Source organism: Halalkalibacter hemicellulosilyticusJCM 9152 (assembly GCF_000513115.1).
GTDB lineage: Bacteria > Bacillota > Bacilli > Bacillales > Bacillaceae_D > Halalkalibacter > Halalkalibacter hemicellulosilyticus.
Genome location: NZ_BAUU01000010.1, coordinates 60,681 through 74,756 on the forward strand (window position 1 = coordinate 60,681; position 14,076 = coordinate 74,756).

The 14,076-nt window shown below is 39.3% G+C and carries 14 protein-coding genes, 2 pseudogenes and 1 riboswitch; of the genes and pseudogenes, 13 read left to right on the top strand and 3 right to left on the bottom strand.

All coding sequences use genetic code 11. The annotated features are described in order from the left end of the window. Positions 1-618: 618 nt before the first annotated feature. From JCM9152_RS07530 to JCM9152_RS07540, 3 genes are all read right to left on the bottom strand, one after another. Positions 619-1,023 (bottom strand): secondary thiamine-phosphate synthase enzyme YjbQ, encoded by a 405-nt coding sequence (locus tag JCM9152_RS07530; protein ID WP_035342773.1) that lies wholly within the window; start codon positions 1,021-1,023, stop codon positions 619-621. A gap of 255 nt (positions 1,024-1,278) precedes the next feature. Beyond that, entirely contained in the window at positions 1,279-1,599 is a 321-nt protein-coding gene (locus tag JCM9152_RS07535) for a spore coat protein (protein ID WP_035342775.1), read from the bottom strand. A 16-nt stretch (positions 1,600-1,615) separates the two neighbouring features. Further along, positions 1,616-1,900 carry a hypothetical protein gene (locus JCM9152_RS07540; RefSeq protein ID WP_035342777.1) on the bottom strand — a complete coding sequence of 95 codons (285 nt, stop codon included), beginning with the start codon at positions 1,898-1,900 and terminating at the stop codon, positions 1,616-1,618. 186 nt (positions 1,901-2,086) lie between these two features. On the opposite strand from JCM9152_RS07540, the gene JCM9152_RS07545 reads away from it, so the two are divergent. From JCM9152_RS07545 to JCM9152_RS07610, 13 genes and pseudogenes are all read left to right on the top strand, one after another. After that, complete coding sequence (locus tag JCM9152_RS07545; RefSeq protein WP_035342778.1) at positions 2,087-2,443, top strand: arsenate reductase family protein; 357 nt, start codon at positions 2,087-2,089, stop codon at positions 2,441-2,443. A gap of 66 nt (positions 2,444-2,509) precedes the next feature. Beyond that, positions 2,510-2,896: a glycine cleavage system protein GcvH gene (gcvH, locus tag JCM9152_RS07550; protein WP_035342780.1), complete on the top strand. Its 387-nt coding sequence runs from the start codon at positions 2,510-2,512 to the stop codon at positions 2,894-2,896. A 187-nt stretch (positions 2,897-3,083) separates the two neighbouring features. Further along, entirely contained in the window at positions 3,084-3,326 is a 243-nt protein-coding gene (locus JCM9152_RS07555; protein ID WP_235715654.1) for a YusG family protein, read from the top strand. A gap of 166 nt (positions 3,327-3,492) precedes the next feature. Next, positions 3,493-3,609, top strand: a riboswitch (SAM riboswitch). A gap of 101 nt (positions 3,610-3,710) precedes the next feature. Further along, a pseudogene (locus JCM9152_RS07560) lies at positions 3,711-4,735 on the top strand (methionine ABC transporter ATP-binding protein). Next, positions 4,725-5,393: a methionine ABC transporter permease gene (locus JCM9152_RS07565; protein WP_035342782.1), complete on the top strand. Its 669-nt coding sequence runs from the start codon at positions 4,725-4,727 to the stop codon at positions 5,391-5,393. The pseudogene JCM9152_RS07560 and the gene JCM9152_RS07565 overlap by 11 nt, the downstream one beginning before the upstream one ends. A gap of 17 nt (positions 5,394-5,410) precedes the next feature. Beyond that, a complete protein-coding gene (locus tag JCM9152_RS07570) occupies positions 5,411-6,232 on the top strand; it encodes a MetQ/NlpA family ABC transporter substrate-binding protein (protein WP_035342784.1) in 822 nt (273 codons plus the stop codon). A 194-nt stretch (positions 6,233-6,426) separates the two neighbouring features. Continuing rightward, positions 6,427-6,816, top strand: a complete 390-nt coding sequence (locus JCM9152_RS07575; RefSeq protein ID WP_052015716.1) for a carboxymuconolactone decarboxylase family protein — start codon at positions 6,427-6,429, stop codon at positions 6,814-6,816. A gap of 265 nt (positions 6,817-7,081) precedes the next feature. Beyond that, positions 7,082-7,867 (top strand): Fe-S cluster assembly ATPase SufC, encoded by a 786-nt coding sequence (gene sufC, locus JCM9152_RS07580; protein ID WP_035342786.1) that lies wholly within the window; start codon positions 7,082-7,084, stop codon positions 7,865-7,867. A gap of 38 nt (positions 7,868-7,905) precedes the next feature. Next, a complete protein-coding gene (sufD, locus tag JCM9152_RS07585) occupies positions 7,906-9,213 on the top strand; it encodes a Fe-S cluster assembly protein SufD (RefSeq protein ID WP_035342789.1) in 1,308 nt (435 codons plus the stop codon). Further along, entirely contained in the window at positions 9,213-10,433 is a 1,221-nt protein-coding gene (locus JCM9152_RS07590) for a cysteine desulfurase (RefSeq protein WP_035342791.1), read from the top strand. The genes sufD and JCM9152_RS07590 overlap by 1 nt, the downstream gene beginning before the upstream one ends. After that, the gene (sufU, locus tag JCM9152_RS07595) at positions 10,423-10,857 is read left to right on the top strand and encodes a Fe-S cluster assembly sulfur transfer protein SufU (RefSeq protein WP_035342793.1); all 435 of its coding nucleotides are present in this window, start codon (positions 10,423-10,425) and stop codon (positions 10,855-10,857) included. The genes JCM9152_RS07590 and sufU overlap by 11 nt, the downstream gene beginning before the upstream one ends. Positions 10,858-10,886: 29 nt before the next feature. Further along, positions 10,887-12,284, top strand: coding sequence for a Fe-S cluster assembly protein SufB (sufB, locus tag JCM9152_RS07600; protein WP_035342795.1), 1,398 nt, complete (start codon positions 10,887-10,889; stop codon positions 12,282-12,284). A gap of 948 nt (positions 12,285-13,232) precedes the next feature. Beyond that, positions 13,233-14,071, top strand: a pseudogene (locus JCM9152_RS07610) (DUF72 domain-containing protein). Positions 14,072-14,076: the final 5 nt, after the last annotated feature.

Consider the following 14,076-nt stretch of genomic DNA (forward strand, 5'->3'; position numbering starts at 1 on the left):
TGGAACAAAAAATGTTTTAGCCAAAGAAATGTAGTCCAGTAAAATTTCAATCTCCATATATAAAAGGTTCAGCGTTGTATTTGTTGGTAGTTTATTTTCTGAAATTAGGGGGAGGTGCAGTCTGACTGCTCCTTCCCCAATACTTTGCTTCCGTGAGAACAGAGCGAGGTCACGAGCGAATGCGGTTCCTCGTTCCTCTATTCTCGCTTTATTTCGTCTTTTCGTATGGTTTCGGTTCCTCGTTCCGCTATTTTGTCTTTTCTAGCTCATTTCGGACCTTTTGTACTCAACTAGAGGAACAAGGATTCCCTTTTCCATCATTGTAAGTGCGTTTCACCTAATTAGAGGAACGAGGATTCCCTTTGTCCTCTCTACTTGGCGTTTAGAGCGGCGGAGAAGGGCACGTGAAGACACGAGCTTCCTCGTTCCACTTTTCTCGCTTTATTTCACCTTCTCACGTGGTTGTGGTTCCTCCTCGTGCCTACTTACATTTTGCCTGGTCTATGGTATGTCTCTGCTTGAAGAGGAGATAACCCCTATAGCGAAGTGTATATTCTAAGAGAAGATCAGAGCAGGGTATCCATGTCTGTTTAATTGTTTGCTCTTACGTTGTGACACTCATATAGTGGAAATGGCTTTTAAAACGCATTTTCGTTGGCGAGGTCCATCGAATTCACAAAAATAGACTCCTTGCCATGTACCGAGCAAAAGTTGTCCATTTGAGACAATAATCGTTTGAGAGTGGCCGACCGTACTTGCCTTTAGATGAGAAGCGGTATTCCCTTCCATATGACGATCCTTTGGGTGGTTCCATGGATATACTTCATCTAGTCTCATCAGCATGTCTGTCTTCACATCAGGGTCGGCATTTTCATTAACGGTAATTCCTGCTGTTGTATGTAAAGAGTTGACGATAATGATTCCATCCTGAAAGTTAATGGATCTGATCCATTCTTGTATTCTATGCGTTACTTCAACCATTTGATCACGAGCTTCTGTTTGAATATGTAGCGTTGTTTTCATTTTCTTCTCTCCTTTCGTTTATATTTAAGTCATATCAAAAGGAAAGCTTGCTTTCAAGTGGGGAATAGGATATTTCTCGGGAAATATCGACAACGCCCGTGTGTGGTGGTATTAACGTGTGGCTTAATCCTTTTTCAATATCCTTTCTTCTAAAATCAGAAATGACTTTCATAATAACTTAAGAACGTTGCGAGCAACGCTAGAAAAAGGTCTATCCAGAGGATCGAATTAATCCTATGGAAGACCTTTCTTTTTTTATTGATAAGGAAATTGTGATTGGTATCCTGAAAATTGCTGATATGCTTCTGAAAGCTTTTGTTGTTCAGCTGCTTCTAAAGCATAAAATCCTTTTTTGAACATGACATTATAAATGGTGCGTTGACAATTTTGGGTTTCGTTATAAATGGATGAAATGTCTTGATAAAGCTGATCGTGACTTAATTCGTTTAATGCCACAGTATAGGCGTTTGACATATATTTTTCCGTCGCTAATTGATCATTGATAAAGTCACGTTCAGACATTTGTGGTGTTTTTGGTACTTGCAGTTCAGGATTTTTAATTTTTTGTTGATTCATCTATTGGCCCTCCCTATTATTGAACCGGTATTGATTGCTGTTGATTTTGAGTCGCATTCAAGTGAGTTAATATTTTTTCGTAATGGCGTTGATGCATGGATCCGGCATTTTCAAGGGCTTGAATAATGTCTTGGTCTTGACATTGCTGAGCGAAGAAATGAGCCTTTTTCATCGCTATTAAATTCCATGAAAGCATGTCTGTTAAATACAATTGGTCTTTTGTTGAAATAATCGCTGGTGGTTGCTGCATAATAGCTTGATTTTGCTGGCTTTGTTGGTTTGGGATTTGTGTTTGCTGCATGTTGATCCTCCTTTGGAATGCTGCACTTCATGCAGCGTATCCTTATGATTTGGATACACACTTAGTTTTAAGGAAATGGCAATAGTCTATTCTAGTGAGAAGTTGTTAATATTGAAACATATTGGTTGTGGTTTTACATGAATTAAGCAATACTAAGAATGAATAAATGAGAAAGGAATGTTTGTAATGGCAATAACTTTTTATCATTATCCGAAGTGTGGAACATGTCGAAAAGCTAAAAAATGGTTAGAGGAAAAAGGGATAGAAGTGAATGATGTACATATTGTCGAGAATCCACCTACTAAAGATGAACTAAAAATCATGGTGGAAAATAGTGGTTTAGATATTAAGAAATTCTTTAATACGAGTGGAAAGAAATATCGTGAATTAAATGTAAAAGAGAAACTACCAACAATGACAGAAGATGAAGCGTTAGAATTGCTTGCTTCTGATGGAATGCTCATTAAGCGCCCGATAACGACTGATCGGAAGAAAGTGACGGTTGGTTTTAAAGAGGACTTATTTGAGCAAAATTGGAAATAGGCTGTTTTTCTTTTCAACATTATCACGTTATACTAAAGAGAAAAGATGAAAAGTAGGAGGTTAACCATGAGTCAAGTACCAAAAGAGTTAACGTATTCGAAAGAGCACGTATGGGTGAAAAAAGAGGATAATCAAGTACGAATTGGGGTCACTCATTTTGCACAGGAAGAATTAGGGGATATAGTATTTGCTGAATTGCCTGAAGCGGGTGATGAACTGACAGCTAATGAGCCATTTGGGAATGTTGAGTCAGTGAAAACGGTTTCGGAGTTGTATGCTCCAATCAGTGGACAAGTGGTTGAAGTAAATGCAAATTTAGATGATTCACCAGAGCTTGTCAATGAGTCTCCGTATGAAAAAGCATGGATGCTTCTTATTAAACCAAGTAAGGAAGCTGAGTTAGACGAGCTTATGCAAGCGGAACAATATGAGGAAATGATTAGTCAAGAGTAGAAATGACAATGTAGAGGTTTCAAAGGATCTAGGTTTAAATCTTTTGGAACCTCTTTTTTATAAAGAAATTCGGTAAACATTAACAGCCGACGCTTTCTTAGAAAGTCGGCTGTTAATCGTTATGATAAGTTTGCTTATTCTGGGGAAACTATGCGTATCTTCTGTAAAATAAGGAGGAGGTGCTTACGTGAACTTGGAATTTGTGAAGGTTGATGTGACCAGTCAAGTGAAGGGGAAGTATGAAGGCGGGAAGCTTAGCCTGTATATGGGTGAAGCTAAGATTGGTCAAGTAATAGAAACAAACCAAGGCCTGCAGCATGAAATGGCAGAGGGCTTTGAATTTGATGAAGATAAAATATACAGATACGAAAATAAACAACGTAACGATGTTCAATCCTATGTAGAAAATTGTGATGAGGGTTGGTGCTAATTTGTGAGCGGTGTCCCGAAAGGGAAGTAATCCCTTTTGGGTCATTAACATAAATGGCTATTCACAAAATTGGCAAGAAATACTGATCATCATTCATTGACAGTTGATTTTTTCCTATGATATTATTCATAGGAGCTAAAATATTAGTATTTTCATATAATAAAAACTCTTATTGCGAGAGGCGGAGGGACTGGCCCTATGATGCCCAGCAACCGATAAGATGATTCATCATCTTATAAGGTGCTAAATCCTGCAAAGTGTTTACCACTTTGAAAGATGAGAGGAAGGACGAATGTATCATCCTTTCTGTCATGCGCAGGAAGGTTTTTTTATATTTAATAATATAGGCTTTTGTTTAAAGTTTTATAAGGGAAGTGGTTTTCGGTGATTTCATTAAAAGGAATCAAGAAACGTTTTAATACGAAAAATGGGCCAGTTCAAGCAGTGGACGGTGTCGATTTAACGATTGAGGAAGGTGAAATATTTGGTGTGATTGGTTATAGTGGAGCAGGTAAGAGCACACTAATCCGCATGCTAAATATGCTGGAAAGACCGACAGAAGGTAAGGTGATTGTTGGGGATCGTGATCTGTCCTCTTTGTCAGCAAAAGAATTGCGAAAGGCGCGTCAAGAAATTGGCATGATCTTTCAACATTTTAACCTTCTATGGTCACGTACCGTGCGAGAAAATATTGCTTTTCCTCTGGAAATTGCTGGTGTCGATAAAGCGCGAAGAAAAGAGCGTGTCGATGAATTAATTGAGCTTGTTGGACTTGAAGGACGTGGTGATAGTTACCCTTCCCAATTGAGTGGGGGTCAAAAGCAACGTGTCGGCATCGCTCGAGCATTAGCCAACAATCCAAGTGTGCTTTTGTGCGACGAAGCTACATCGGCTCTTGACCCGAAAACGACAGACTCGATTTTAGAGCTATTAGTTGATATTAATCAAAAGCTTGATTTAACGATTATTTTAATTACTCATGAGATGCATGTGATTCGAAAAATTTGTCATCGGGTTGCGTCATGGAAGAAGGACAAATTGTTGAAATGGGTCCTGTTCTTGAAGTTTTTCGAAGACCGCAGCAGAAGATGACAAAAGAATTTGTGAAACAAATTACCGAGCCAGAAGAGACCGTTGAGGCGATAGCTACCTTGGCGAGTGAACCAAATAGCCGAATGGTTCAATTAACGTTTGTCGGGGAGGAAACAGAAAGCCCGCTTATTACCGAATTGATTCGAGCATTTGATATTGAAGTAAATATTGTTCAAGGTAAGATTACAAAGATTCAAAATGGTTCATATGGGACGTTGTTTGTTGCACTTAAAGGGGAAGAGCACATAATCAATGATGCGATTGCCTTCATCAAAGAGAAAAAGGTTGATGTGGAGGTGATCAAGAATGATCAATGATTTTCTTGAGGAAATTAAGGTCGATCGATTATGGGAAGCAACTGTTGAAACAATTTACATGACAACGATCTCCGTTGCCGTTACATTTGTATTGGGAATCATACTTGGACTTATTTTATATGTAACGAGTAAGGGTGGCTTATGGGAGAATGCCATTATCCATTTTATTTTTAGTACGATTGTCAATGTATTCCGCTCGATCCCATTTATTATCTTGCTTGTACTACTCATTCCATTTACAAGGGCGATTGTTGGGACGATGTTAGGTGCCAATGCAGCATTGCCAGCATTAATTATTGGTGCTGCACCTTTTTACGCTCGAATGGTAGAAATTGCTCTTAGGGAAATTGATAAAGGGGTCATTGAGGCTTCACAAGCAATGGGGGCGTCCTCATTCACTATCGTTCGTAAAGTATTAATTCCAGAGGCAATGCCAGCTTTGATTTCAGGTATAACGGTTACAGCGATTGCACTCGTTAGTTATACTGCTATGGCAGGTGTTATTGCTGCTGGCGGGCTTGGACACTTGGCTTATTTAGAAGGTTTTCAACGTAATAATAGTATGATTACTTTGGTGGCAACAGTAGCCATCCTGATTATTGTTTTTATCATTCAATGGATCGGGGACTACTTTACACATAAAACAGACAAACGATAAGAGTGGGGGAAAGAAAGATGAAAAAAGTAGCAGGTTTAGTTGCAGCGTTAGGGTTATCAGTTACATTAGCAGCATGTGGGAATGGAGCAGATGAGGATACGTTAGATACGTTACGTGTTGGAGCATCAGCTGTACCACATACGGAAATATTAGAAGCTGCGGCTCCTTTATTAGCGGAGAAAGGGATCGACCTAGATATTACAACTTTCTCTGACTATATTCTACCTAATGAAGCGTTATTGGAAAATGAAATTGACGTCAATTATTTCCAAACACCTGGGTATTTAGCTTCGCAAATGGATGATAACGAAGCATATGATTTTGTTAGTATTGGTGAAATTCACTATGAGCCAATTGGTGTGTATTCAAAAGAATATAACAGTTTAGATGAATTGCCAGACGGTGCAACGATTATTATCAGTGATTCGATTAGTGACCATGGGCGTATTTTACCGATTTTTGAGCGCGCTGGATTAATTGAACTTGATGTTGAAGAAGGAGAGCTTGCACGTGTGGAAAACATCGTATCGAATCCGAAAGACTTAAAATTTGATGAATATCAAGTCGAAGCAAGAATGTTAGCTCCTTCATTTGAAAATGACGAAGGTGATGCGGTTGTGATTAATACGAACTATGCACTTGAAGGTGGAGTTGATATTGAGGCCTTTGGAATTGCTTTTGAGGGTGAGGATGTTCTCCAGCCAAATCTATTAGTTGTTCGTGAAGGTAATGAAGAGGGTGAATTAGTTCAAGCTTTATATGAAGTGTTAACTTCAGATGAAATTCGTGAATTTATTTATGAGCAATATGATGGAGCGGTTATTCCTGTTCAAAACTAAATGAACCATATAAAAGCACTAGAAACGAGCCACTGAAAAGTACAAATCAACTTTTTCAGTGGCTTTGATTTATTTGGCAATGGCGTCACTCGTATCAAGCTTTAAAAAGTAACGGCTTCGCACATTGCTCGTATATCTTACAACCTCCCTGTAAATAATACGGATGTTTAAAAGTGATTAGGAGGGATTAGGAAATGGATCAGCAACAGCAGCAAGATCAACAGGATCAAAGTCCAATTCAAATGGCGTTACAAGACTATAAAGAAGGAATAGGTGTATTTACAAAAAAAATGCCTACGATAGCGAAGAAATACAATGCTTTTACAGAGGCGTGCTTTGAAAAAGGAAAGCTAGCGAAGAAGGAAAAACAGTTAATTGCCTTAGGGATTAGTATTTTTTCTCAAGATGAATATTGTATTATTTATCATACTAAAGGATGTTTAGATGAGGGCTGCACGGAGGATGAAATTTTAGAAACGGTTGGCGTTTCAGCCGCATTTGGTGGTGGTGCAGCTATGAGCCAAGCGGTCACACTTGTTCAAGAAGCTATGAAAGAGCTAGGAGATAACCAACCTGTACAGTAAGAAATAAAAAATAGGATGATTCGATTTCGCTTGGTTCAAATTTTATGATAAAATAAAACAGAGTAGTGCCATCGGTGCTACTCTGTTTTCAATGCTTATTATAAAAAAGATAAGGTGAAAAGCCACGATCAGTCAGAGGTGGTTTCTTGAATTTTATCTAGATTTGTTATAAGATTGTAATGAGAATAAATTGAGAATCAACAATCAATTACATTTACTCGCTAACGATGAGAAATTAGCGAAATACATTGGAGGTATGGGAATTATGTCAGCACCATTTTTGAAGATTGAAAACTTGCAAGTGTCTATCGAAGGTAAAGAGATCTTAAAAGATTTCAACCTTGAAATTAAAGGTGGCGAAATTCACGCTATCATGGGTCCAAACGGTACAGGTAAATCAACTCTTGCATCGGCTATTATGGGACACCCTAAGTATGAAATTACAGGCGGATCTGTTCATATGAATGGAGAAGATGTTCTAGAGATGGAAGTGGACGAGCGTGCCCAAGCAGGATTATTTTTAGCGATGCAATATCCAAGCGAGATTAGTGGGATTACTAATTCTGACTTCTTACGTTCAGCGATTAATGCGAAGCGTGAAGAAGGAGACGAAATCTCATTAATGAAATTCATTCGTAAGCTAGATGAAAAGATGGAGTTACTTGAGATGGATGAGTCTTTCTCACACCGTTATTTAAATGAAGGATTCTCTGGTGGGGAGAAGAAACGTAATGAAATTCTTCAACTGTTAATGCTCGAACCCCAAATTGCAATTCTTGATGAAATAGACTCAGGTTTAGATATTGACGCCTTGAAAGTCGTTTCAAAAGGAGTTAATGACATGCGAGGGGAAGAATTCGGTTGTTTAATTATTACGCACTATCAACGTCTACTGAACTACATTAAGCCCGATAAGGTTCACGTTATGATGCAAGGTCGAATTGTCAAGTCTGGTGGATATGAATTAGCTGAACGTCTAGAGGCTGAAGGTTATGACTGGATTAAGAATGAGCTTGGCATTGAAGACGAGCGTGTGAATCAAGAAGCGTAAGAGAATTGAAGAAATATACGTAAAAGGTGGGTATATGTATGTCAGTAGAGACGAAAATATTGATCGGAAAAGATCAAGTTCAGGCATTCTCTAAGAAGAGAAAGGAACCTCAATGGTTAGAGGAACTTCGTTTGAAAGGATTAGAGCTTTCAGAAAAAACGGCTCTACCAAAGCCAGAAAAAACAAATATAAAAAATTGGAGCTTTCAAAAGGCTACATTTGATTTAGCTGAAAAAGAGGTTGTTTCAAGCGTTAATGAGCTACCAGCTACTGTGAAAGAGCTTATAGATGAAGAAGCGAAGGAGCAAAACCTTTTTGTTCAACAAGATACGACAGCAGTGTTTAAAAAGGTTACGAATGAATTGGCCAATAAAGGTGTTATTTTCACAGACCTTCAAACAGCAGCTCAAGAGCATGCAGATAAATTGAAGCCATATTTCTTCGGTGAAGCTGTGAAGGCAGAAGAAAACCTGCTACTTGCACAACATGCATCTGCTGTTAATGGTGGCGTATTTATTTATGTCCCACGCAATGTACATGTAGAAGTACCGTTACAAGCGATTTTCTCGTTTGAAACAGCTGAAGCATCGTATAACAACCATGTAGTCGTAGTTGCAGAAGAGAATAGTACAGTAACATATGTTGAGAACTATGCTTCACAAACAAATAGCGAAATGGTTGCGAATATCGTTGCAGAGGTTTATGCAAAGCAAGGTGCGAAAGTGGCATTTGGTGCAGTTGATAACTTAAGTAGCAACGTGACAACTTATGTTGTACGTAGAGGCCATGTTGAAAAGGATGCACGTATTGATTGGGCTTTAGGTCAAATGAATGATGGTGATACGATCTCTGAAAATACGACTCACCTTGTAGGAGACGGATCATGGACAGATACAAAGACTGTTTCCATTGGTCGTGGAGATCAAAAGCAAAACTTTACAACACAAATTTTCCATCATGGTAAGCATTCTGAAGGGCATATCTTAAAGCATGGTGTTATGCGCGAAGCGGCAACATCAATCTTTAACGGTATTACGAAGATTGAACACGGTGCAACAAAATCTAATGGTGTTCAAACTGAGCGTGTACTAATGTTAAGTGAAAAAGCACGTGGAGATGCGAACCCGATTTTATTAATTGACGAGGATGATGTAACAGCAGGTCACGCTGCTTCAGTTGGGCAGGTGGATCCAATCCAAATGTTTTACTTAATGAGTCGTGGTATTTCTCGTCAAGAAGCAGAGCGTCTTGTCATTCATGGCTTCTTAGCACCGGTCGTCGAACAGCTACCGATTGAATCTGTCAAGTTACGCTTAAGAGAAGCAATTGAAGGGAAAGTTAAATAATGAATGCAAAAGAGATTAAGCAGCTGTTCCCGATATTGAATCAAGAAGTAAACGGCCACCCGCTTGTTTACTTAGACAGCGCAGCAACATCTCAGAAGCCTGTTCAAGTCATTGAAGCGCTCGATCGCTATTACCGTGAGTACAACTCAAATGTTCACCGTGGTGTGCATACGCTTGGTACTCATGCAACGGATGGCTACGAAGGTGCACGTGAAAAAGTGCGTTCATTTATTAACGCTTCTTCAACTGCTGAGATCATATTTACAAGAGGAACGACGACGGCGATTAATACGGTCGCTTCAAGTTATGGCAGAAGTCAATTAACAGAAGGTGATGAAATCGTCATTACCCCGATGGAGCACCATAGCAACATTATTCCATGGCAACAGGTTGCAAAAGCAACTGGAGCGACGTTGAAATACGTGAAGCTCCATCCCGATGGGACAATTGATTTAGATGACCTCGAGGAAGTTCTGTCAACGAATACGAAGATCGTTTCTGTTATGCACGTATCAAATGTGTTAGGTGTTGTAAATCCTGTAAAAGAAATAGCTAAAATGGCTCACCAAAAAGGTGCTATAATGATAGTAGATGGGGCACAAAGTGCACCACATTTTAAAGTCGACGTACAAGATTTAGACTGTGACTTTTTTGCCTTTTCTGCGCATAAAATGTGTGGACCGACTGGAATAGGAGTTCTTTATGGAAAGAAAGAGCTGTTAGAGAAGATGGAGCCAATTGAATTTGGCGGAGAAATGATTGATTTCGTTGGTTTACAGGATTCAACCTGGAAGGAGTTACCTTGGAAATTTGAAGGGGGAACACCGATCATTGCGGGAGCGATTGGGTTAGGTGCAGCCATTGATTTTCTAGAGGAAATTGGCCTTGATGAGATTGCCCGACATGATCATGATCTAGCTCAATATGCAGCAGAGCGTTTAACGGATATTGAAGGAATGGCCATTTACGGTCCGAAGCAACGTACAGGTCTTGTTACATTTAATATCGATGATGTGCATCCGCATGATGTTGCAACAGTACTAGACACGGAAGGTATTGCAGTTCGTGCTGGTCACCATTGTGCTCAACCATTAATGAAATGGTTAGATGTCACAGCGACAGCGCGTGCGAGCTTCTATTTGTATAATACAAAAGAGGACATTGATGCACTTGTAGCAGGATTAGTGAAAGCAAAGGAGTACTTTGGAGATGTCTTCTAATCTTGATACACTTTATAGACAGGTTATCATGGATCATTATAAAAACCCACGCAATCGTGGTGAATTTGATGGTGATGCTGTAACAGTTAATATGAATAACCCAACATGTGGAGATCGAATTCAGCTTCAATTATTAATTGAAGACGGTAAGGTGAAAGATGCAAAATTCGAAGGTGAAGGTTGTTCAATTAGTCTTGCTTCTGCTTCGATGATGACACAAGCTGTAAAAGGTTTGGAAACAGAAGAGGCAGTAGCGATGGCTGATATTTTCTCTAATATGATGCTTGGTAATGAATATGATGAAGAGCGGTTTGATCTTGGTGACATTGAGGCACTTCAAGGTGTGACGAAATTCCCTGCACGTATCAAATGTGCTACACTTGCATGGAAAGCGATGGAAAAGGGGATTGAAGATAATAAGTAGTGCTTATTTATAAATAAGGAGGGTTCAACATGGCAAAAAAAATGCCAGATATCGGGGAATACAAATATGGGTTTTCGGATCGTGACGTATCAATTTTCCGTTCAAAACGTGGTTTGACAAAGGAAATTGTTGAAGAAATTTCCCGAATGAAAGACGAACCACAGTGGATGTTAGATTTCCGTTTGAAATCATTAGAAACGTTTTACAGTATGCCAATGCCACAATGGGGCGGCGACTTAGGTGAGCTAAACTTTGATGATATTACGTATTATGTTAAGCCTTCTGAGAAGTCTGAGAAATCATGGGATGAAGTACCGGAGGAAATTAAGAATACGTTTGACAAGCTTGGAATTCCAGAAGCGGAGCAAAAGTATTTAGCTGGGGTTTCAGCTCAATATGAATCAGAGGTTGTTTACCATAATATGAAGGAAGACCTTACAGAGCTAGGCATACTTTTCACAGATACGGATACGGCTCTTAAAGAGCATGAGGACATTTTCAGAGAACATTTTGGAAAAGTGATTCCTCCTTCTGATAATAAATTTGCGGCTTTAAACTCTGCGGTTTGGTCAGGTGGATCGTTCATTTACGTACCAAAAGGTGTGAAAACAGATACGCCATTACAAGCTTACTTCCGTATTAACTCAGAAAACATGGGGCAATTTGAGCGTACGTTAATCATTGCTGATGAAGATAGCTCCGTTCACTATGTAGAAGGGTGTACAGCTCCTGTTTATTCAACAAACTCGCTTCATAGTGCGGTTGTTGAGATTATCGTTAAGAAGGATGCGTATTGCCGTTATACAACGATTCAAAACTGGGCGCCAAACATTTACAATCTTGTAACGAAGCGTGCGGTTGCTGATGCTGGCGCAACAATGGAATGGGTTGACGGTAATATTGGTTCGAAGCTAACGATGAAATATCCAGCTGTTATTATGCGCGGTGAGGGAGCAAAAGGTACGATTCTTTCCATTGCGATTGCGGGTAAAGGGCAGCACCAAGATGCTGGCGCGAAGGTCCATCATCTAGCACCGAATTGTTCATCGACGATTGTATCGAAGTCGATTTCGAAGCATGGTGGTAAAGTAACGTACCGTGGAATCTGTCACTTTGGTCGTAAGTCAGAAGGGTCGAAGGCGAAGATCGAATGTGATACGCTTATCATGGATAATGAATCAACATCAGATACAATTCCATACAATGAAATTCTAAATAATAACATCACTCTTGAGCACGAAGCGACGGTTTCAAAAGTATCAGAGGATCAATTATTCTATTTAATGAGCCGTGGTATTCCTGAGCAAGAAGCAGTTGAGATGATTGTAATGGGCTTCATTGAGCCATTTACGAAAGAACTTCCTATGGAATATGCGGTTGAGATGAATCGTCTTATCAGCTTTGAGATGGAAGGTTCTATTGGATAACTTGTAATAAGTCTGTTGCTATAAAAAATGCTTGATTAAGGATAATTCCTTATCAAGCATTTTTTTTGATGAAATACAGCAAGTAGATGATTAGCTATTTTACTTGAGCGTCAAGCAGTAGTAGCGATATGGTTACAAACCATTGGTTCTGGTTTATCGGCTTTTGGCTATAGCTTGAAGTCTTTAGAGATAAAGAGAAAGAAATTCAAGGAAGAAAATTAGGTATCATTGGTTCGTGGTTTGAAGCATATGGATCAGCAGTAGAAGCTCTTGTTGAGACAGCCTTATTGAGAGCTGATATTGAAGAGCAAGTTCCGTTTTGATGTGTAAATGTTTGAGAAAAACGATATAGGTATTGAAAGATTCGGTATGCGTTAATGGGAGCGGTTTTCTTATTGCCATGTGGAAATCAGGTTCACTATGGATGAGTATAGGTCTTCATTGGGGTGGTAATTTCACGTTTTATCTTCTGCTCACAAGCCAAGGATTTTTCCCATCATCGACTGATCTTTTTACTCAAGATAGCTTTAAAGGGTGGGTTGGTGCAGTGTGCGCTTTGCTCTTGTTAATAACGATTATGACATTCTTTAAATTATATAAAAGAGAGAAGAGTGTATCTATATGTCTAGATGATGGCTCAATCATAAAGAGGGATATTTAAATACAATTAATCTCTTCACTTTTTCCGGTGTCATCTAGCAAGGCTATGACTGAGGACATTGAAAAAGCACAAGTTAACTTTTGTAGTAATTTAATAAGACTAGCAATAGCTTCACTCGTTGCGCGCTTGATACGATAAATCCACTCCTATCAAGCTTCTTAAAACAGGAAACCAAAAAAGTTGATAACCAAACTTTTTTAGTACCCCTCTTATGACTCGTTTGTTTTGAATAGGAATGGTATGATAGGATTATTCAATTTGTAAGTTTACATAGGAGGAGCATGACAATGATTTATATTGGCCTTGCTGGTTGGGGAGACCACTATTCATTGTATAAAGGTGAGACAGGGGCAAAGCTGCAAACATATGCAGGGCATTTTCCTATTGTTGAGTTAGATTCATCATTCTATGCGATTCAACCGAAACGGAATATGGAAAAGTGGGTAGCTGAAACTCCTGAGCGCTTTCAATTCATCGTCAAGGCTTATCAAGGGATGACAGGTCACCAGAAGGGGACGGATCCTTATGAAACAAAAGAAGAAATGTTTGAGGCGTTTCGCTTGTCGATTGAACCATTACAGAAAGCTGGCAAGTTAGCGATGGTGCTTTGTCAATTTCCGCCTTGGTTTGATTGTAAAAAGGAGCATGTTCAATATTTACGGTATATGAAGCAAGAGCTTCGCGATTTGCCTGCTGCTTTAGAGTTCCGTAATCAAACATGGTTTACACAAGAGATGAAAGATAAGACGTTAGCTTTTATGCGTCAAGAGAAGTGGATACATAGTATTTGTGATGAGCCACAAGCTGGAATTGGCTCCATTCCAACTGTTCTTGAAAGTACACAAAAGGAAAAGACGTTAATTCGTATGCATGGTCGTAATGTACATGGATGGAATGATCCTGGAAATGGGAAGTGGCGCGACGTTCGTTATTTGTATCGTTATCGAACAGAAGAACTAGAAGGGTGGCTCATTCTATGAAGCAAATCGACTCGAAGGATGTCTATGTCATATTTAATAATAACTCGGGTGGAGATGCAGCAGATAATGCGGCACAATTTATAGATATGCTACATATTGAGTATGAAGGGCTAGCACCAAGACAGCTTGATCTCTTTGGTGAGTAATCGGT